Source organism: Shewanella sp. MF08487 (assembly GCF_050848685.1).
Classification (GTDB): Bacteria; Pseudomonadota; Gammaproteobacteria; order Enterobacterales; family Shewanellaceae; genus Shewanella; species Shewanella glacialipiscicola.
In genome coordinates this window covers 39,672-59,424 of sequence record NZ_JBOZPB010000025.1, presented here as the reverse complement: position 1 = coordinate 59,424, position 19,753 = coordinate 39,672, and the positions used below count along the sequence as shown (strand labels likewise).

Sequence of the window (19,753 nt, the reverse complement as noted above, 5' to 3'; positions counted from 1 at the left end):
GAGAGGCATTTTTATTGAGTAACACTAAGAATTTAAAGCTATTTTAACTGACGACGCCACGCAAATACCCCGAGGATGGCAAGGTTTAGCCAAGCTAAACTACCACCGCCTGAACTCTCAGTTGCCGCTGCAACCGTGACAGTCGTATTACTCGTTACCTGAGTATTTGCCATATCGGTTACTGTGAGCTCTACGCTATAAGTGCCAGCCGCAGCATAAGTATGGGTCGGCGCCTCAGCAGTGCTTGTCGCGCCATCGCCAAAACGCCATGCATAGGTTAGTTGCCCCATACCACCATCAACATTACTGGTAAAATTCACTGCTAATTGAGTCACTTGTTTAGTAAAACTGACCGTTAATGGTGTAACGGCATTCGCATTCGCCAAACGAATAACCGCAGCACTGTTATTACGGGATTGAGACAATACCTGCATCGTTAATCCGAGCGGTTGTAAAACCATACCGGATTGCGGCTGCAGCGGTGCGCTGTAGTCTAAGCTGTCATCAAATAGACTCACGGCATCGAGATGATTATCACCCAAATAAAAGCTTTGTTTCACCGTGCTAAAGGCTGCGTCACGGATCTGTTCATCGGTAGACGTCAGGCCTAAGCCAAGCATATTTTGGTCGGCATCAATCACGCCAATTAAACTATGGCCAGCATGATCTGATACGTTGTTGTCGGTATAACCCGCATCTTCTAACCAGAGTAATACTCCGGGATCAAAACCGACAGATTTTAAACCGACATCAACGCCATTATGACTACGTAACTGAATAAGATAGCGAGATGCAGCGCCCGGACGAGAATCCTGAATACGGCTATAACCGTTGAGCTTCACTTTATCCGCCACTTCGGCGTTATCACTATATAACTCAGTGGTATTTTGTTTAACGCTGATGTTATCCAGCGTTATCCCCGCATGCGTTGTCGCCTCATCGGTAACATAGTTGATTTCAATAGTCACTGCATTGCCAGCAAATACGGCTAAATCGTATTCCAGAGCCACCCAAGCATCGCTTCCTTCTGCCTGAGAGTTGGCAAACGATTCACCGGTAATAATATGGCGCGCACTATTTATCGCGTTATCGGGCTGAGTGTGATTACCCGCAATCGCCACACCATTCACTTTAACCTGCATATAGTCATAGTCGGTCTCGATGCTCCAACTGGCCTGCATACTCAGAATAAGTTTTTCCGTGGTTATCTTAGGTAAATCAAGATTAAAACTCATGCTGTGATTCAGCATATTGCCTTGGCCAGAATAGTATTGGTAACTGCCCTGATATGGCACTTTAAAAGAGATTAGCGCGGGAGGGAGTGGAATAGAAATCTGGTTTACCGCCTGATGATTAACCGCCTCATTCAGCGTAATATTGATGCCTGACTTAGGAATACTATCCAAGCTAATTTCACGCTCATTTAACCACTTACCTTTATATCTTTCCTGCAGATAAGAGCGAGCATAAGGGCTAAAGCCACTCGGTTGTGCACCCGCAATGTCACCAGCCCAGCTCCCACCAGACATCAATGACCATAAGCCGACTGGTGAGCCATCTTTATTCGTATTATCACTCGTATCGTATTCATCGGGTAGGCCGAGATCATGACCAAACTCGTGGGTACAAACACCCGTTGCCGCGTCGATAGGCTGAATGGTGTAACCAAATACTTTTTTCACCGTACCGGGAAGCGCATAACCTTGCGTGCCTTGGTCGACAAAATAGCGATGCGACCAAATAGCGTTCGTCCCTAATGCACCGCCACCGGTTTCTTCACCTATGCTGGAGTGAAATATCATCACGTGGTCGATGATGCCATCGGGTTCGTTATAGTTACCGTTATTATTAATATCATAAGGATCTTCAACATCATAACTGGCTAACTCTGCAACGGACATACTCGCGACAGCTTGGGACACCGCCTCTTTAACCAATTGGCTTACCTGTGCATCACTACCAGATTGAGGATCGTTAGTGCCATAGTATTCAGCCTTTTGATTAGCGGTATACCACCCCTTAACCTCGCCTGTAAAAGAAAAGGTTTGCCCAGAAACCGCTTGATAATATTGATACCCTGAAGTGAGATTCTGCCCCTGTGGACCTTTAAATCCGGTCTTAGAAAAGAGTAAATCTTGATAATGCGATAGTGGATAACTGGGATAATACATGGCAGTGTCATCAGCTTTTAAGCCATTGTTATCGTGTTTTAAATCAGGGAAATCAATTAATACGGTCAACACTTTCACGGTTTTTTTTATATCGGCATCAACTTGTAGGCGCTGTGCTGGTGAGCGCATCATTTGCGATGATTGGGCTCTTTGTACGCGCGCATGCTCGGCTTCAACTTCAATGCGCGGCGTTTTAGGTTGAGCTAGTGTCGCACGGTGAATATAGGCCTCAATCGCAGCCTGCTTTACGCTATCACTGGCATCCGTTGCCACTTCGCCCCGTTTAATAAGCCAATATAAAATTCGATCTTTGTTAATCACGCCCGCATCTGCAGGGGTATGATTTGGAGCAGCCATACTCGCGCCACTAATCAATGCCAACAAGAGTCCAAACGCTATGACGCTTTTTGTACTTCGCATTTTTAATCCTTTAGGTAACTGCTAACACCGCCTTAAAGAGTGTTTTTATAAGGCGAATGTCTCTTCGTATTAAAATAACCCTGCCCGTGGGGCAATTTATTCAGGGGTCTATCTCTCAAATTGAGAGACAGGTTGTGGACGTTAGCAGCACTACAGCGCGGTAACAACTTGATACATTAGTTAAGCAGAAGGATTTACCATTTTGTCAGCATTAATTCAGCAAACCCCAGCGTAAACCTTACTCTAGACGGTATCTGAAGCATAAAAAAACCGTATTCACGGCGCGAATACGGTTTTTTCTGCAGGGGCTTTGGTCAGCTTACATAGCCGTTTTCATATAATTTGAAATACCATCGAGGAACATTTGTACCGAAATCATCACCAATACCATGCCCATTAAGCGCTCAACGGCGGTCAACCCTTTCTCCCCTAATATTCGAGTAAAGAGCTTATAGAACATCAAAATTACCGCACTGGCGGCCCAAGCAGAAACAAGCGCAATCGTCCAATCTCCCATCCGCGAACTATCGGTATGCGCCAGTAAAATTAAGGCCGCAAGAATCGACGGGCCAGCCATCAAAGGAATCGCCATCGGCACGATAAAGGGCTCTTCTCCCGCGGCTAAACCAACCACACCGCCAGGCTGAGGGAAAATCATTTTAATCGCGATCAAAAACAGAATAATCCCGCCCGCAATACTGACCGATTCAGAACGGAGATTTAAGAAACTTAAGATAGCTTCACCCGCATAAAGAAAAGACAGCATAATCACTAACGCAAAGAGCAACTCGCGGATCAATACCTTGCGACGTTTTTTAGGATCGATATGCCGAAGAATCGATGCAAAAATCGGCAAATTACCTAGGGGATCCATAATAAGAAACAACATTACTGCAGCAGAAAATATATCCATTTAACTTATCAACATCCAAGCCAACATAGATCGCTATTGTATAACTTTTCGCAGCTTAGATCTGAAAATTTATATAAAAATACCCAAAGTGAATAAAAGCATCTACCTAAAAATACGCTGAAAAATGTCAACAGTTAAGTAAATTGCCAGCAAGTCTATGCTCACTTTGCCTTGTAGCTGATATACTACAGCGTTTTTTCAGCCAATTGTCCGTGGAATTCATGCTCTATCTTCTTGCTAGTTGTATCGCGCTATTAATCGGGCCACTTTTTTACCGTTATTTCTCATCGGGAAGCGGATTACAAAAAGCACTCGACGGTTTTATATTCGTCTCACTCGGCGGATTAGTGCTGATCCATATTTTGCCAGAACTACTCGAACACGGTGGAGTATTGGCGATAGTGTTTGTATTGCTCGGTATCTGGGGGCCAACCGCTAGTGAACGGCTATTTCATCGCTATTCAGAAATAACCCATAATCTCACCCTATCTTTAGGTATCGGCGGCTTACTATTGCATACCATCACAGATGGTGGAGCTATGGTATTAGCACAACAAGAAGGCAGTTCAATCTTACTTGCGCTCGGGGTCATTATGCATAGACTCCCTGTCGGACTCGCTATTTGGTGGCTACTTAAACCACAAGTCGGCACGCGCTGGGCCAGTCTAGTGCTGGTCGCTATGATGGTGCTTACCGCTGTCGGTTACTTCGCAGGTGAGCAGTTATTATCTCAACTAAGCTTAGATAATACCGTTTATTTACAAGCGTTTGTTACGGGCTCCATTTTACATGTTGTACTACATCAACCCCATGGACAACACGACACTAAGGTACAGGGTAAATACGAATACCAAGCTGGAATCGGTAGTTTATTGGGTATAGGTCTACTGGTGATGCTACTGATGATTGATTCTGGTGGCCACGAGCATGCTCACCACGATCACAGTACCGAACAATTAGTCACTTGGTTACTGACACTCGCGCCCGTATTGTTATTGAGTTACGGGGCGGCAGCGCTGCGATTTAAATGTGGCCTGACACCGCAGGATAGCAGTTTAGCTCGTCGTTGGTTCCAACGCTTAGTGGGGCCAGAAGCCTTAGTCATCACCGCTTTGCTACTGGGGCCGTGGTTGGCGTTATTTCAACTATTTGTCGTGTTTATCTTGAGTGCTTATTTAAGCTATGCCAAAGTCAACATTACCGATCCACACACAACATTGCCCACTAGCTCTTTGCGTTTTGGCTTTGCGCATTTAGTCGATCGCAGTGCACCTTGGATTTTGCTTAGCTTAGTACTCGTGAATTTGATTGGTCATCCTTCAGTGCCATTAAGCAATCCATTATTACAAGTGATAGTGTTGTTATTGGTCTTTTTACCTATGCGTTTCTGTAACTTAGGGGCTGCAGTACTTGCGCTAGCACTGGCTTACAGCGGTTGGAGTTCTGTTGCTGTGATGATGCCGCTAATTGCTGCACCGGTACTCAACCTAGCGCAACTGAGATTAATGACCTGGCTACAAAGGGGCATATTACTGAGTATTATTGCATTAGGCTTAATGGCTACATTAGTTTTACCCCTGTGGTTCTCGCTAATTTCGTTACCAGAAACACTGAACTTAATCGCACTATTAGCGCTATCAGGATTATTTGCTGCCAGCCTACTGCGCTTAGGCCCACGTAAATTTTTACGTCGTTTGATGCTCAGCAAGCCTGCGGGTCATACACATAATCACGCTCACAGCCATGCCGAAATGCCCAAGCCAGTCAGTCCACATTCTGACAAACATGCACACGAGCATACAAAGACAGATAAACATTCACATCACTAACACTGTTCATTTATGTGCAGACAGGCTAAATTAATCTATCTTTGGATTAATTTGGCCAGTTATGTGCATACTCTTTATCGCTATTAATGCCCATCCTAAGTACCCATTAATCATCTGTGCCAACCGCGATGAGTTTCATCATAGACCTACCGCGCCGGCACACTTTTGGCTACCTGAAGAAAACATACTCGCGGGAAAAGATCTGCAAGCGGGCGGCACTTGGTTTGGTGTGAATAAACAAGGACAAATAGCAGCCGTCACTAATTTGCGAATGGCCCCAAAGAGTTCTGGCGCAATGCGTAGCCGCGGTGAACTCGTAACGAATACGCTGAGTTCTGGCTCACTGGTGTGTCCAAATTGGCTTGTTGAACATAGTGATAACTATCAGCCATTCAATCTTATTTTTGGTCAAGGTACTGACTTATATTGTTTTAACAGTATTAATAAAAATACCGTAAAACTAGCTAATGGATTCCATGCGATAAGTAATGGCGATCTTGATGATGTTTGGCCAAAAATGGCCAAAGGACAACAAGCGTTAGAAGCCCTAATTAATCAATCTAGTCATATTGATGTGCAAGCACTGATCCAACTAATGAAAGATGACTCTCAGCCACAAGATCATGAGTTGCCCAATACGGGCGTGGGAATTGAATGGGAACGTCGCTTAGCGGCAATTTATATTAACCATCCCGACTACGGCACACGCTCCACCAGTATTTTGCTTGAAGACGCGCAAGGTAGAATGCATTTCACCGAGGTGAGATACGATGGCAAAGGCCGACAACTCGGGCAACAGGATTTCCATATAACCCTGCCATCCGAGCCACCAGCAACGCCAGAATGTTTAATTCTGTCTTAATTTTTGTCGCGTGATGAGTCCGAACTGTGATCCATAGTGATCACCCAACTATCATCAATTTTCTCAACTAACAGGGTAAACACGCCTGTTGGTGCATCTTTTTGGCGCCGTAATTCCCAGCGGCCAACCACCATAGCCGCATAATTACTCAGCATTTTGATTTCTTTGATAGTGAGTTTTAGCTCACCGAAGGCTTCTTTATTAGGGTAATTCTTTTTATAGGTAGCAAGAGCTTCATCCCATCCGAAATGAAACTTACCATTAGAAGCAAAACGTAATCGATCACTCTTCCAATAACCTTGCATGTAAGCATCAAGATCGCCGCGATTCCACGCGTCCTGTTGCCCCTTAAGCATTTGGGTTATTTCATCCGTTGGTACTGCACTCACATGACAAGTGACCCACAGTAATAATGCTGTCAATACTTTCTGCCATACACCTTTATTCAACCATCCATTCTTCAACACTGTGTTGTTCTCCCTCACAATCAGGCTAAACTACACTATAGCGAACTCAACACAGACTCGCTCGTTAAAGTCAGCACAAAATATAAAAAAGTAGATGATATAATTCATTTTTATTAAACCAATGTAGAGCCTCACCCATGCAAACTGATACTTGGTTACTTTATCTTATTGCCATTATGTTAATTGGAATATCTCCTGGGCCCATCGCCATTTTATCCATGTCCCACGGTATACATTTTGGCAAAATGCGCAGCTTAGCCACGGCATTAGGCAGTGTCAGTGCAGCCTTAATATTAATGATGGCTTCTGCTGCGGGTCTTGGGGCACTGATTAGTGCCTCTGAGTATGGTTTTACTTTACTTAAATGGGGTGGCGCCGCGTATTTAGTTTTTTTAGGTATTAAGCTATTACTGACAAAAAACCACGGGCAAACAATTGAAATGGGCCACTTACAAGGTAAAGGTACGCCTCAACAACTTGCTAAGCAGGCTTTTTTGGTGGGAATAAGTAATCCGAAGGATTTACTGTTTTTTGCGGCTTTATTTCCGCAATTTATCGACTTATCTGCCCCGCAATTACCACAACTCACCATTTTGGCGCTCACTTGGGTGGTAGTCGATTTTGGCTTTGTCATGTTCTACGCTTGCATGGCCAATGTACTTGCACCCAGTCTAAAAACCAGTAACAAGTTACATTGGTTTGATAGAGTCAGCGGCGGTGTCTTTTTGACGTTAGCCGCGATTCTAGTGTCGAGAGATTAATCAGCCTTAACCGACTTTAAGCTACGAATATCATTGCCTGTGGGTGCTTGAAATGACACTAAACCAAACTCAGGTAATATCGCAAAAACATGATCGAAGATATCCGCTTGTATTGCTTCATAAAAAGCCCAGCGAGTATCATTGGTGAAAACATAAATCTCAATGGGTAATCCCTCTGTGGTCGGCGCTAATTGCCGTACCATTAAGGTCATTTCTTTATGGATTTTATCGTGACGCTGTAAGTATTCTTGCAGGTAAGCACGGAAGGTACCGACATTCGTCAAATGACGACCATTCACTTTTATATCAAGATCAGACACCTTCGCATTAGACTCTCGAATTTCATTAATTTTTGCAGGAAAATATTCTTTTAAACAGTTAACTTTACTCAGGCGCTCACGATCTTCCTCTGTTAAAAATTTAATACTGTTGATATCAATATTGATGGCGCGCTTGATCCTACGGCCTCCCGATTCAGACATACCGCGCCAATTACGAAAAGCATCCGATACAAGAGCATAGGCTGGGATCATGGTGATGGTTTTATCCCAGTTACGCACTTTCACCGTAGTCAGCGACACCTCTTCTACCGCGCCATCGGCACCGTATTTATCCATCTGGATCCAGTCGCCTTTACTCACCATACGGTTCGCCGCTAACTGAATACCCGCGACAAAACCTAAAATAGTGTCGCGGAACACTAACATCACAAAACCGGTCGCCACACCTAAGCCGCTGAGGAAATATACCGGCGATTGATCAGCCAAGATTGAGATAGAAACGATAATCCCAACAAAAAATAAAAATAATTTGGTTAACTGTACAAAACTTTTAACCGGTAAACGCCGACTGACCAAGTTAACATCTGAAATTTCATCGACCGCATCTAAACTGGCATAAATAGCCCCAATCATCAGTACCACTAGCCAAATGCTCAGTAAGCGGTCGACTAAATTATTTATGATTGGATACTCAGTGAGTGCGATGGGAACTAATAAATTAAGCACGATGGCAGGGACTAGCATAGCCAGCTTTTCGAGTACCTTGTAACGCATAAACACATCGTCCCACGTTGCTTTAGAACGTAAGATCACCATATTTACCGCGCGGACAACCACACGTAAAACAATAAAATAGGCTATGCCCGCTAACAATATAAAAGCAATAATCATAATGCTGGTCGATATGCCGTCCGACGGTTGGCTATCAATCCCAAAGCTCGTTAACCATGCCGAAATTTTGAGCTTTATTTCCTGTTCCACAATTCCACTCCAACTTTTAGCCGCTAGCGCAACCATTTCATACAAAGGTAACAGTCGAGTGAACCTCGGTTACATATCACCATACATAATGCATATTAATTACAATAGCTTACATTTAAATAGCTATTGGTATTTTGAATATACCGAACAACAAGGCAAATGAACATCTTTAAACGGATACCAAGAAACCACTTACCCTCTAAGTGATGCATTAACTCGCCTAGCTTTACCACTCGATCAATTCTCACCGCTGAAAGCATTAAATATGGCCACAAAATGCAATCAGTTACGGCTACTATTGGGCTTATTAAATCACAAAGCCGTTAAGACTAAGCGCGAGTTGTCACGCCAGCCATGTAACGGTTATTTTGAATGGATGACCTAGCGCAAGCTAAGCGAGTAACCAGTATTAATGGGTTAATTCTGCTCGTGCTTCAGCAAGCTCCGCCTCAGCTTCTGCAACCTTTGCACGTTTTTTACTAATCTTATCCATAGATTTACCTTCTTCTATGGCTTCAGCCAGTTCATTTTGGCGCTCAGTCAGCTTTTCTTCTAATGCCTCAACTTTAGCTAATCGCTCGGCGTATAAACTGTCGTCGTTACAGTGGGTTGATACTTCGTTGTAGGCCTTTTCAAGCCCCGCAACCTTGTACTTATTGCCTGCAGCTTTCGCCTGCGTAAGTTGTTCACTAATGGCATCTAACTTTGCCGCACAACCAACTTTAGGCGCTTCTTCAGCCCAAGTGGTCGCGCTAAAGACTAATCCAAGGACCAAGCCATACATACCGTGTTTCATCTGCATATAAATCTCCTCTCACGCTCTTTACTGACAATAACGCTACGTGGTTGTGTAATGACACCACGCTATCAATATAGTGACACAGTCTGTTAGTTCAATCTGTATTCACGTTAGAATCTTCTCTTTAAATTCACTTTATTCATTTAAACAGCACTTAGGCAGTGATTAACATGCGCTAAATAGTTTAGGTTAAGGCAGAATGTTGACTTAGACAGATACTGGAGCCCAAAAATAAATGCAAACCTCATTACGCCTTAGTGCACTTAGCTCGTTATTGTGGCTATCATCATCGGTTATGGCGGCCGACGTAGCGAATATCACCCTCGATAATGGCGCTCAAGTCAGATTAAAAGACGACTTTACTTGGGAATATGTGCTCACGCAGACCCAGGCAGCACCTAACGCCTTAGCCACTGACGCCGTGATTGACAGCTCCAGTAGTGTAGCCAGCCCTCCGAGTGCTGCTGCCGTAGCGAGTCAGGCCGTCGCGACGCCCGTCACCACACTAACCGCCACCGCCATTGCCCAGCCCGAATTATTAGGCTCAACCGCTAGAGACGGTATTAAAGTCAGCTTTGCTGAAGCGCAATGGAAAGATAATAAACTTGGACTTAGCTTTGAGCTGGCGAGTACGAGTCATAAACATGTCACTTTAGTGGAAGTTGAAGCCAGCTTTTTTGCCGATGATGGCACGTTACTCAAGACTGAAAAATTGGCAGTGTGGGAAGCGATATTCCGCATGCCAGAAACCTATCTACGCAAAGGCGAACAGCGTAAAAGCAGCGTGATTTGGGTCGAAGGTATAGATAAAGCCCAATGGCAAAAGCAATTAATGAACCTCAAGATCACTGAGATCAACTCTCGCTAACTTAGCCGATATAAAGGGCGGTTAAGTTTTCTATTAAGCAGCAAGATGTCTTATCTGACATTCGCTCCAGAAGGGTATCTTGCAGCTAAACTCTTGGGCGTTAGCAGTGAGATATTTTCGCCGCTCATTCTCTGATTAAAGTCTTATTGCCGCGTACCAATCTACTACTATTGGCTATAACTCAATCCCGATAAGCTAACCTGTGCGCCATAGGGTGCTTATCATTCAATTGCAGCAAATCCCACAAATTACCGTATAAGTCTTCAAACACGGCAACTGTGCCATAGTCTTGCTCTTGTGGTTCACGAATAAAGTGAATGCCATCGGCGACCATACGGCGGTAATCACGCCAAAAATCATCGGTATTTAAAAATAAGAACACCCGACCACCCGCCTGATTACCAATAAAATCGAACTGCTCAGGCTTAGAAGCCCGCGCTAACAAAATAGCAGCGCCCTTAGAACCTGGCGGAGCAACCACGACCCAGCGCTTATCTTGCTCGGCTTGATAGGTGTTCTCCACTAATTCGAATTTTAATTTATTCACATAAAAATCAATTGCCTCGTCGTAATCTTTTACGACTAACGCGATATGCACCAGTGCTTGTTTCATTCTAACCCCAGATCAACAACGATTGGACAGCAGTTTACCGCCCATTTCTGGTGCTTAGTAGCCCCATCAACTTGTTTTGTATAATACGGATTACACTTAATTATCAGAATTGTATTAGGTGATAACCATCTCAGCTGGTATCAAGCAGCAATATTGCCGTTACAAGATTAATGTGGAGTCCACAGCGCAAAGTGCTCGTCAAATAATCCCTCTGCAATCGCTTAAATAAAAAAGCACAAACTCAACGGTTTGTGCTTTTTTGATTCAATACTCGTTAGCCTCAACGCTGAATTAAATAGCGAATCGTTGGGCCATTTTGCTCAATCTCTAGCACTGTGTAGCCATGATTTTTAGCATCGAGGGGAATATTATTAATCGATTGTGGACAATCACTAATAACCTCTAAAATTTCGCCTTTTTTTAATTTTGGCATTGCCTCTAGGGTCGCCACTGCCGGATAAGGACAAGGTTCGCCGACCATATCAAGTTGATAATCTGGAATATATTGTGTCATTACACAGCCTCCGTAAGCAGTTGTTCATCGCGCTTCGCTTTACGGGCAAAGAAACGTTTTTCCCACAGTAACATTGAACCAAAAGACAGCGCGAGCAGCGCATAAGTCACTAATAAACCGCCCTCATTACCTAGGCTAGTGAGTAGATTCACTTTATCCCAGTTAGTCGCTAATGGTTGAGCGATATCATCCCAGTAATAAGCCAGCAAAGTCGAACCTAATACGTTACCTAAACCGACCCACCAGAAATGCACTTGCCCCTCAACCGCGCGGTACATCCAACCCGTTTCACAGCCGCCCGCCAGTACAATACCAAAACCAAATAGTAAGCCACCGATCACCGCATTAGGGCCCGCCCACATAATTTTTGGCGACACACCTAATTGCACATAGCTGTAAATACCAATAGCACTGACGGCCATACCTAAAATAATCGCCTTCGCCATGTGGGTTCGACCCGTGATCCACATATCGCGAAAAGCCGAGGTAAAACAGATTTGAGCTCGCTCGATAAGTAGCCCAAAACCGACACCAAATAACATCGCCATACCCAGTTTTGGCGCATCGAACATAGTCAATAAACCCCAACCGACAATACCGACAAACACCAACATTCCGATACGAAAACGCCGTCTAGCCTGATTTTCGTCCTGCTTGATTGAGGTGGCTTTACTGACTTTTTTTAATGTGACCGGAATGCGGAACATCGGCAGTAAAGTAAACCTTGCACCGAAATAGGAACCCGCTGCCGTTGCTAAGGCAAAAAACCAAGCATGCAAAGAGAACTGCGGAATACCGGTAAAAAAGGCAGCTAAGTTACATCCCATCGCCAAGCGAGCACCAAAGCCGGCAATAATGCCGCCAATCAGCGCCTGTGCAATCCGAATACGGCTCTGCGGCATACGCAGTTTGACGTTATTGGCCCAAAGCGCAGCGGCAATACAGCCACCAAACATACCAATAATCATCATGCCATCGACGCGATCTAAGGGAGAACCCTCTAAACCGATCACTTTAAAATACCCCCAAGATTCAGGGTTTGCGCCTAAAAACTGCAGCAAATGTCCACCCCAACGAGTAAATTCTCCCGTTACCGCCCAGAAAGTCCCTGTTAAACCAAAATAGTAAGTAGAAAGGATACCCGCCGCGATCACCGCAGGCATTGGCGCCCAAAATCGAATTAAATAGGCTTGCTTAAATTGTTGCCATGTCATGTCATTATCCTAATGAACGAGACTGTAAAAAAATAAGCGCAATGCGCTTATAACCGTTATGCCACTGCTGCACTCAAATCCAATACACGATTGATATTTCAGTGTGACAGTCGCTTCACGCTTAAATGGCTTTGGCTAAACGGACAGTATTTTGTCCCAGCAGTCGATAACCGTGGGTATAAAGCGTTGCCCTGCCATTGCGACAAAAACCGATGAGCGTGATGTTGCTTTTCTCTGCTAATTCCAACGCCAGTGAGGTCACGGCGGACATAGCAAACAGAATTTGGATATTGGCGCTTGCCGCTTTTTGAACCATTTCAAAACTGGCTCGGCTCGTCAGCAGTACGGCGACAGGCCGTTCAGCTTGGCGCAGCGAAAAAGCACCAATCAATTTATCAAGTGCGATATGGCGGCCAATATCTTCATAGGCCGCAGTAACTTGTCCTTCAAGGTTTAGTCCCATCGCAGCATGAGTTGCTCCGGTGAGCTTGAAGTGATGTTGATTACTTTTAATGTGTTCGAGTGCGTTCTGCAGATGTTGAATATCAAACCGAATATCGGAGTCGACGCGCATAACAGGTTTTACCGCTTCTTCAAGTTGCGCTACGCCACATAAACCGCAGCCGGTACGACCCGCCATATTGCGTCTTTGTTGCTTTAGCTCCATGAAACAGCGCTGCGTAATCTCAACTTGAATGAGTATGCCTTCAGGCGTGAACTCTAATTCAACGCCCTTAATCTCATTAATATGCGAAACGATGCGCTCTGATAGCGTAAAACCGACGGCAAATTCTTCTAAATTTTCGGGGCTGGCCAACATAACCGTGTGTGAAATGCCGTTATAAACCAGTGCAACCCGTACTTCATTCGCTAAATAGTCAGTTAATTCTGACGCTTGTCCGTGCTCTAAAAGGGTCACTTTCCTTTCAGTAACCACAGCATGTGAATGATATTCCATAGCGCCCCTCTTAACGTATTAAAAACAAGTAAAAACAATTAGTTTGATGACTATTTAAGACTTACATCACAAAGTGATTAACTAAATAAAAATCGAGTTGAATCATCCCAAAGCATTTTCTATTATCCCTAGGTCTTCATTGGAAGAACGTCGTCTCCGGTGAGGCGTCCGGATTTCAAATCCGGGTAGGGCTGCCAGCAGTCCTGGGTAGGTTCGACTCCTATGTTCTTCCGCCAATCCTCGTGAGAAAAAAACAGCTCAGCATCCCTAATTTCTCGGCTATTACTGCGATACTTTCTGCGGGTAAAGCCACTGCGGTCAAAAAACTCCAGTAATTGAATGCTCGCCTTACGCCCAAGCCCAATCATGTCCTTAAATTCACTCGTTTCAATTTTGCCCTCTGCAGCTACATGCTGACGCACTAAATTGGCATACTGACAAAGCTGCTCACTGAGCAAATATCGGTCTTTCACAACGGCAGTAATAAAACCCTGCTGCACTAATTGAAAACACAATAAGCGCAACTTAGCAGGGTCCAGCTCAAGGTATTCGCCCATTTCAGTCACCCAAATCGGCGTAGTTTGTTGCGCTAACCAAGGCGCTAACCTTTGCCAACATTGCTGCGCATCGGCATCTAATACTATTTTGTGTTCAGCAAGCTGCAACAAAGCGCCGCGCAGTACCATGCGGCCTTCTTGGCATAGCGTGTCGAGCACTTTATTGGCTAATTCGGGTGGTAAAACGCTGTGGATCATCCGCTGTAGACGACTACGGCCTAACCCAAGTTGATCAGGATGTTGTTGATGGTATTCGCCCAGTAAATGCAGAAATTGCTGTTTTTCTTGTTCGAGTAAACTTACGGCAATAGCATAACCGCCAAGGCGCACTAAGCCTGCTTGAGCCAGTAACGTGGCAAGGCCTTCATCGGTCAGTTGCCAACGCCAAGCGAGTTCAGCTTCAGGCAATGCTTGGCTTTGGCCTAATAATGCCAAAGCCGAGACAGCCTGATTCATGTTGGCTAATTGCTGCAGGGCATTGACTCGTTCAGGCGTGCGTTTTTTACGATTAGGCACCTTGAGTGCCAGCACCCGCCCTGCACCTAAGGTTTGTTTACCACCAATGTGACGCAGCACAATACGGTCGTCTTGACAGAGCAATAACGGCTTTTCAAGCACGAGCTCCGCCAGACAAAACCCTTGTTCATCCACATCATTGAGTAGCGAGACGCGGCCTAAGGTATGATCGCCGCCGTGATGACAACTGACATTTTGCCAATGTACTAGACCATAGATACCTGAATAATCAAACGTGCGGATATGCACCACGGGACGAGCACAGGGCTCAGCTTGGGGTAAACTGCTCAGCCAATCACCGCGTTCTGGAGCGCGATGGCTATCGACTCCGGCTAAATTAAGCGCGACGCGCGTACCCGTTACAGCGCTTTGCGCTTCTTGTCCTTGGCAATGAATGCCACGCACCCTGAGTTTGCCTTTTTGTGCTGAGCTGTAGAGACTATCGCCGATGCACACTCTGCCGCTAATGACGGTGCCAGTCACCACGCAGCCAGCACCTTTAACATTAAAGGCGCGATCGAGTGTCATTCTAAAACTGCTTACATCTTCGCTGCGTAATGACTCTTGTGCTGCAATATCAAGGATATGAGCGCGCAGTGCTGCGATACCGTTAGTATGCTGCTCATCAAATTGACTGGCCGCGACCTCAAAAATGCGACTGGCATTCATTGCATAGTCTGCCAACAGAGCCTGACCTTGCGTGGCAACTTGCGCGGCTCTTTCGCTATCGACTAAATCTCGCTTGGTTAACACTAAGGTCAAGCTAACTAGAGGTAAAAGGGCCAGAATTTGTAAATGTTCGCGGGTTTGCGGCATCACACCATCATCACAGGCTAATACCAATAATGCATGGCGAGCATGACTGACGCCCACCAGCATATTGTTGATAAATTTTTCATGGCCGGGGACATCAATAAAAGCGAGGCGTGAACCGTCATTCAATGGCATAAAGGCATAACCTAAATCAATAGTCATACCGCGGCGTTTTTCTTCTGGTAAGCGGTCGGTGCCCATGCCAGTTAATGCTTGAATGAGTGTACTTTTACCGTGATCAACATGGCCTGCCGTGACAATAATCATAACTGCATCCCTAGGGTACTTAGTTCAGCAAGCAGCTCTGCCTCATTGTCGATTCCACGTAAATCTAATCTGAGTTGATCGTTACTCATGCGGCCAATCACGGGTCGTTCGGCTTGCTTAAAATGCTGTTCTAACAAGCTTAAACTACCGCCCTTTAAGGCGGTAAAACACAAGGCGACGGATGGCAAAAAGGTATCGGGTTGCGAGCCACTACCCACCTGGGTTTGGCAGTCTTGTAATTCAATGCCATAAGCAGGCTGAAACAGTGGTACCAGTGCCTGCTGTAATCGCTGGCCTATTTGCCTGAGCGTATCTTGGCTACGGGCAAATTTCGCCATAATCGGCAATTCAGTATCTAAGGTTTCTGGCGTGAGGTAATGGATTAAGGTGGCTTCTAACGCCGCTAATATCAGCTTGTCACAGCGTAATGCGCGTTTAAGAGGATGACTTTGCAATTGATTAATCAACGACTGTTTGCCGACAATTAACCCTGACTGAGGCCCACCTAATAATTTGTCACCCGAAAAACTCACTAAATCAACCCCGTCCAGTAGCATGGCCTGCGGGGTAGGTTCTTGTTTAAGACCAAAACGGCGTAAATCGGTGAGTGAGCCACTGCCCAGATCTGAGATTAATGCAATACCGCGCTCGCGACATAACTCACCCAGCTTGGCCTCTTCTACCGCCGCGGTAAAACCACTGATGTGATAGTTACTGGTATGAACCTTCATGATGGCGGCGGTATTTTCAGTAATGGCTTGCTCGTAATCTTTAAGATGAGTGCGGTTGGTACTGCCTACTTCCACTAAGGTACAACCTGCTTGACGCATAATGTCGGGGATACGAAATGCTCCGCCAATCTCCACCAGCTCACCGCGAGAAACGATGACTTCTTTTCCCGCCGTTACCGCAGATAACATCAACAATACAGCGGCAGCATTATTGTTAACCACACAGCAGGCCTCTGCTCCAGTAAGGCGATGGATCAAACCACTAATGGCATTATCGCGATGGCCACGTTCTCCTGCGGCTAATTCAAATTCTAGCGGTGTTGGGTAACGCATTACCGAGCTGACCGCTTTAATGGCGGCCTCCGACTGCTGGGCACGGCCAAGATTAGTATGCAAAATCGTACCCGTAAGGTTCCACACCGGTTTTAGGCTGTGGCAATAGTCTCTTGACAGTTGATCAACCAAGCATCCGTGTAATTGCGCGGGGTCAGAACACCAATTTGGTAAGCGGTGTTCCTGACTAATTAACGTGCGCGCAGCATGTAAATGCCCATCCAACGCCGCCTTTACCGCCGCCTTACCGTAGGTCTGCTGCAATTGTGCAAAGCTCGGCTTTGCCAATAGGCTGTCCATTGAGGGTAAAGCGCGATACAGGGCTTGTGGCGTGTCGGGTGCTTGGGTCATCATCTGTGTCATCTTTAGTGTGCTAAAAAAGGAAGGACTTGCATTATCACAAGCCCCTCCCACATTCACTTGAACTACTCGGTTTCATGGGCCAGTAGGAGTGGATTGACGGTTGTCGCCCCAAAACCTTTGGCATTAAGCTCTTTATCCAGTATCAAGGTTGCCAGATCGTCAGCCGCCACATCCATTAAGGGTGACTTTTCGATAAACATCATTTTGGTATAGCCATGACATTCATCGCAGCTTTCAATCCGCACTTGCGCTTGTGCATCGTCGAGCGACCAAATTGTCATTTCTTTATCTTGGCCACAACTCGTGCAATGGGCGCGAATGTAATGCCATTCGCTCTCACACAAACTGCAATGCAGATAACGTAAGCCTGCTCGAGGCTCATCGACAATAACGCTCGCCACCGGATGACTGCCGCAAATGGGACACAAGCTTTGTTGTTTCAGCTTGCGTTGATCCATACGCTTGATCACCATGGGTGCCCAATGGGACCAATAAAGCCCCATCGCCGCCCATAGAAACAGGCTAAAACGCGCGGGAGCATCACTCATGCGCCCTTCGCGTAATGCGCGTCCCCACGTACTTAACTGCTCAGGAGATTGCTGCATCAGCAAACGCACTACCCGTGCAACGGATTCATCCACCTGCGGTAGCAGATCGCTTAACAGTTGCTGTAGTAGTCCTTGCCAGTAGCTATCCACCTCTGAGCCCAAATGAGAAAGCGGAATGGCCCCTTCTTTCCCCCAAGAGAGTAGCTGACCAAAATCAGCCTCCTCTGCCAGTCTGGCTTGTATAGACACCACACGGCGGCATAGCTCAAAGTAGTCAGCCAGCGGCGAGTCCTTGGCCAGCGTCAGCAAACGTTGGGCCCTTCTGTGATATACAGCATGGGGATCCACCGCTTTAATATGTTTCAGTTCCAGCGGCGATTCGCTGCCGGGGACCATAGGTATCTCGGCTGTTTGACTCATTAGTGTTTTTTCTCCACGTCTGAATGTTCATCTAACATCAAAGGGTGATGCTTACGACACCAAGCTTTAGAAACTTTGCCGTAAAGCATGCCCGCGACCGAACCTTCCACCCACGTTGCCATCCAAAAGTGCACTATCACGAATATCATCATGATCAAGGCACAAATCGCATGTAACAGAATGGCCCAGCCCACTACTACGCCCGAAAAATACGGTGCAAAGTAAGGCTGCCACATCATGATCCCAGTTACGGTTAAGACGATTGAGGTCACCACAAAGGTACGAAATAATACCTTTTGACCCGGGTTGTAATGGCCGATAGGCGGGATACCCTCCTCGTTCTCGAACATCACATCCTTAATCGCCAACATCCATTTGAGATCGTTCTTTTCCCATTTGTTGTGGTGGTAATAACGCACCAACAGCAACATTAAGGGTAAACACATCATCAAACCGGCAATGGGGTGAATGAAGCGCGCCAACTGGGGTGTTCCTGCTATCGCTCCCATCCATTGAAAGGAAGGAAAAAAGATAGAGAAGCCAGTGAGAAAGGTCACTAAGCCCACGGCAACAATGAACCAATGACAAATGCGATCAAACAGCTTATGACGCACTATCATTTCTTGCTTATCATGCTTGCTCATTGGTCATCCTCCTCTTTGTCCTTTACCTCTTCCTCTGGAGGCTGATAACCCGGCTGATCCTCTTCCACTATGTTTCGACCCACAGTAATCTTGTGTAAACAAGCCACGGCAGCCGTTGCAATTAGGCCCGCTGCACCGAGCGGTTTCACCCAGTCTTGCCACAAGGTGACAGACAATGGGATCTGTGGATCAACAGGCATGTTATAGCTATCAGGCTGAGTGATATCGTGTAATATCATCATCATCGCTGTGCCGCCAACGCCTTCTGGGTTGTAGAGTCCGGCTTTTGGAAAGCCTTTTTCTTTCAGTTCAGCCACGCGCTTTTCGGAATAGAACAACATGTCCTCACGGGAGCCAAAACGCAGGGCTCCGGTGGTGCATGACTTCACACAGGAAGGTTCTAATCCGACCGCTAAACGGTCAGAACACATAGTGCACTTGTAAGCTTTGTTGTCCTTAGGGTCGATTTTTGGCACATCGAAGGGACACGCACTGGCGCAATAACCGCAACCAATACATTTGTCTGAATCAAAGTCCACCACGCCATTGGCATGTTGAATAATCGCTCCTGAAGTCGAACAGGCTTTTAAACAAGCCGGATCGGCACAGTGCATACAAGCTGAGTGGGTAAATTGCCAACGTAGCTTGTTACTTTCCATCACCTCATGAAACTCCATCAGGGTCCAACACTGGCCCGATAGCGACATGGGGTTTTGGTAACTACCCTGGAACGTACCCACTTCTTCCCGTAGGTCATTCCACTCTGAACACGACACTTGGCAGGCTTTACAGCCATTACACTTAGTGGCGTCAAACAGCTTGGCGACCTGCTCCGACGAGTTACGGCCTTTCGCTGCTGGCGTCATCCCTGAAGTTCCAGAGCGGCGGATAATGTCTTGTGATGCCATAA

17 protein-coding genes, 1 tRNA gene and 1 pseudogene are annotated in these 19,753 nt (G+C 45.9%); 5 read left to right on the top strand and 14 right to left on the bottom strand.

Annotated features, from left to right (window positions below; all coding sequences use genetic code 11):
* Positions 1-38: 38 nt before the first annotated feature.
* On the bottom strand, positions 39-2,591 hold the full coding sequence (locus ACRN9H_RS16030; protein ID WP_432315059.1) for an immune inhibitor A domain-containing protein: 2,553 nt from the start codon (positions 2,589-2,591) through the stop codon (positions 39-41).
* Positions 2,592-2,910: 319 nt separating this feature from the next.
* Positions 2,911-3,504, bottom strand: coding sequence for a YhgN family NAAT transporter (locus ACRN9H_RS16025; protein ID WP_220772811.1), 594 nt, complete (start codon positions 3,502-3,504; stop codon positions 2,911-2,913).
* Positions 3,505-3,725: 221 nt separating this feature from the next.
* Here ACRN9H_RS16025 and ACRN9H_RS16020 point away from each other — a divergent pair, with 221 nt between their 5' ends.
* Positions 3,726-5,333, top strand: coding sequence for a metal transporter (locus ACRN9H_RS16020; RefSeq protein ID WP_432315057.1), 1,608 nt, complete (start codon positions 3,726-3,728; stop codon positions 5,331-5,333).
* Between the two features lie 61 nt (positions 5,334-5,394).
* Positions 5,395-6,195, top strand: coding sequence for an NRDE family protein (locus ACRN9H_RS16015; protein ID WP_432315055.1), 801 nt, complete (start codon positions 5,395-5,397; stop codon positions 6,193-6,195).
* On the opposite strand, the gene ACRN9H_RS16010 is transcribed toward ACRN9H_RS16015, so the two are convergent.
* A complete protein-coding gene (locus ACRN9H_RS16010) occupies positions 6,192-6,662 on the bottom strand; it encodes a YybH family protein (protein WP_432315053.1) in 471 nt (156 codons plus the stop codon). The genes ACRN9H_RS16015 and ACRN9H_RS16010 overlap by 4 nt on opposite strands.
* A 137-nt stretch (positions 6,663-6,799) precedes the next feature.
* Here ACRN9H_RS16010 and ACRN9H_RS16005 point away from each other — a divergent pair, with 137 nt between their 5' ends.
* Positions 6,800-7,423 (top strand): LysE family translocator, encoded by a 624-nt coding sequence (locus tag ACRN9H_RS16005; protein ID WP_432315052.1) that lies wholly within the window; start codon positions 6,800-6,802, stop codon positions 7,421-7,423.
* On the opposite strand, the gene ACRN9H_RS16000 is transcribed toward ACRN9H_RS16005, so the two are convergent.
* Positions 7,420-8,685 (bottom strand): mechanosensitive ion channel family protein, encoded by a 1,266-nt coding sequence (locus ACRN9H_RS16000; RefSeq protein ID WP_432315050.1) that lies wholly within the window; start codon positions 8,683-8,685, stop codon positions 7,420-7,422. The genes ACRN9H_RS16005 and ACRN9H_RS16000 overlap by 4 nt on opposite strands.
* Before the next feature lie 409 nt (positions 8,686-9,094).
* On the bottom strand, positions 9,095-9,487 hold the full coding sequence (locus ACRN9H_RS15995; protein WP_432315048.1) for a DUF1090 domain-containing protein: 393 nt from the start codon (positions 9,485-9,487) through the stop codon (positions 9,095-9,097).
* Positions 9,488-9,719: 232 nt separating this feature from the next.
* On the opposite strand from ACRN9H_RS15995, the gene ACRN9H_RS15990 reads away from it, so the two are divergent.
* The gene (locus ACRN9H_RS15990; protein WP_432315046.1) at positions 9,720-10,352 is read left to right on the top strand and encodes a DUF3157 family protein; all 633 of its coding nucleotides are present in this window, start codon (positions 9,720-9,722) and stop codon (positions 10,350-10,352) included.
* A gap of 181 nt (positions 10,353-10,533) precedes the next feature.
* Here ACRN9H_RS15990 and ACRN9H_RS15985 read toward each other — a convergent pair whose 3' ends face one another.
* From ACRN9H_RS15985 to fdhD, 4 genes are all read right to left on the bottom strand, one after another.
* Complete coding sequence (locus tag ACRN9H_RS15985) at positions 10,534-10,965, bottom strand: VOC family protein (protein ID WP_432315044.1); 432 nt, start codon at positions 10,963-10,965, stop codon at positions 10,534-10,536.
* Positions 10,966-11,245: 280 nt separating this feature from the next.
* Complete coding sequence (gene yedF, locus ACRN9H_RS15980; RefSeq protein WP_076497398.1) at positions 11,246-11,479, bottom strand: sulfurtransferase-like selenium metabolism protein YedF; 234 nt, start codon at positions 11,477-11,479, stop codon at positions 11,246-11,248.
* The gene (gene yedE, locus ACRN9H_RS15975; protein ID WP_432315042.1) at positions 11,479-12,693 is read right to left on the bottom strand and encodes a selenium metabolism membrane protein YedE/FdhT; all 1,215 of its coding nucleotides are present in this window, start codon (positions 12,691-12,693) and stop codon (positions 11,479-11,481) included. Before yedE ends, yedF begins: the two co-directional genes overlap by 1 nt.
* Before the next feature lie 121 nt (positions 12,694-12,814).
* Complete coding sequence (gene fdhD, locus ACRN9H_RS15970; RefSeq protein ID WP_432315041.1) at positions 12,815-13,651, bottom strand: formate dehydrogenase accessory sulfurtransferase FdhD; 837 nt, start codon at positions 13,649-13,651, stop codon at positions 12,815-12,817.
* A 141-nt stretch (positions 13,652-13,792) separates the two neighbouring features.
* On the opposite strand from fdhD, the gene ACRN9H_RS15965 reads away from it, so the two are divergent.
* Positions 13,793-13,887 (top strand) — tRNA-Sec (locus ACRN9H_RS15965).
* A gap of 93 nt (positions 13,888-13,980) precedes the next feature.
* On the opposite strand, the pseudogene selB reads toward ACRN9H_RS15965, so the two are convergent.
* The 5 genes and pseudogenes from selB to fdxH form a co-directional block, all read right to left on the bottom strand.
* Positions 13,981-15,804: pseudogene (gene selB / locus ACRN9H_RS15960) on the bottom strand (selenocysteine-specific translation elongation factor); the annotation flags it as partial.
* On the bottom strand, positions 15,801-17,222 hold the full coding sequence (gene selA, locus ACRN9H_RS15955; protein WP_432315039.1) for an L-seryl-tRNA(Sec) selenium transferase: 1,422 nt from the start codon (positions 17,220-17,222) through the stop codon (positions 15,801-15,803). The gene selA and the pseudogene selB, both read right to left, overlap by 4 nt.
* 71 nt (positions 17,223-17,293) lie before the next feature.
* Positions 17,294-18,199, bottom strand: a complete 906-nt coding sequence (gene fdhE / locus ACRN9H_RS15950; protein WP_432315037.1) for a formate dehydrogenase accessory protein FdhE — start codon at positions 18,197-18,199, stop codon at positions 17,294-17,296.
* Positions 18,199-18,843, bottom strand: coding sequence for a formate dehydrogenase subunit gamma (locus ACRN9H_RS15945; RefSeq protein ID WP_220772804.1), 645 nt, complete (start codon positions 18,841-18,843; stop codon positions 18,199-18,201). The genes fdhE and ACRN9H_RS15945 overlap by 1 nt, the downstream gene beginning before the upstream one ends.
* Complete coding sequence (gene fdxH, locus ACRN9H_RS15940) at positions 18,840-19,751, bottom strand: formate dehydrogenase subunit beta (RefSeq protein ID WP_076497410.1); 912 nt, start codon at positions 19,749-19,751, stop codon at positions 18,840-18,842. Before fdxH ends, ACRN9H_RS15945 begins: the two co-directional genes overlap by 4 nt.
* Between the last annotated feature and the right edge of the window lie 2 nt (positions 19,752-19,753).

What these genes read in the sequence shown, in the direction of transcription:
- ACRN9H_RS16030 (WP_432315059.1), bottom strand. Translation starts at nt 2,591, where the DNA reads ATGCGAAGTACAAAAAGCGTCATAGCGTTTGGACTCTTGTTGGCATTG.
- ACRN9H_RS16025 (WP_220772811.1), bottom strand. Translation starts at nt 3,504, where the DNA reads ATGGATATATTTTCTGCTGCAGTAATGTTGTTTCTTATTATGGATCCC.
- ACRN9H_RS16020 (WP_432315057.1), top strand. Translation starts at nt 3,726, where the DNA reads ATGCTCTATCTTCTTGCTAGTTGTATCGCGCTATTAATCGGGCCACTT.
- ACRN9H_RS16015 (WP_432315055.1), top strand. Translation starts at nt 5,395, where the DNA reads ATGTGCATACTCTTTATCGCTATTAATGCCCATCCTAAGTACCCATTA.
- ACRN9H_RS16005 (WP_432315052.1), top strand. Translation starts at nt 6,800, where the DNA reads ATGCAAACTGATACTTGGTTACTTTATCTTATTGCCATTATGTTAATT.
- ACRN9H_RS15995 (WP_432315048.1), bottom strand. Translation starts at nt 9,487, where the DNA reads ATGCAGATGAAACACGGTATGTATGGCTTGGTCCTTGGATTAGTCTTT.
- ACRN9H_RS15990 (WP_432315046.1), top strand. Translation starts at nt 9,720, where the DNA reads ATGCAAACCTCATTACGCCTTAGTGCACTTAGCTCGTTATTGTGGCTA.
- ACRN9H_RS15985 (WP_432315044.1), bottom strand. Translation starts at nt 10,965, where the DNA reads ATGAAACAAGCACTGGTGCATATCGCGTTAGTCGTAAAAGATTACGAC.
- yedF (WP_076497398.1), bottom strand. Translation starts at nt 11,479, where the DNA reads ATGACACAATATATTCCAGATTATCAACTTGATATGGTCGGCGAACCT.
- yedE (WP_432315042.1), bottom strand. Translation starts at nt 12,693, where the DNA reads ATGACATGGCAACAATTTAAGCAAGCCTATTTAATTCGATTTTGGGCG.
- fdhD (WP_432315041.1), bottom strand. Translation starts at nt 13,651, where the DNA reads ATGGAATATCATTCACATGCTGTGGTTACTGAAAGGAAAGTGACCCTT.
- selA (WP_432315039.1), bottom strand. Translation starts at nt 17,222, where the DNA reads ATGATGACCCAAGCACCCGACACGCCACAAGCCCTGTATCGCGCTTTA.
- fdhE (WP_432315037.1), bottom strand. Translation starts at nt 18,199, where the DNA reads ATGAGTCAAACAGCCGAGATACCTATGGTCCCCGGCAGCGAATCGCCG.
- ACRN9H_RS15945 (WP_220772804.1), bottom strand. Translation starts at nt 18,843, where the DNA reads ATGAGCAAGCATGATAAGCAAGAAATGATAGTGCGTCATAAGCTGTTT.
- fdxH (WP_076497410.1), bottom strand. Translation starts at nt 19,751, where the DNA reads ATGGCATCACAAGACATTATCCGCCGCTCTGGAACTTCAGGGATGACG.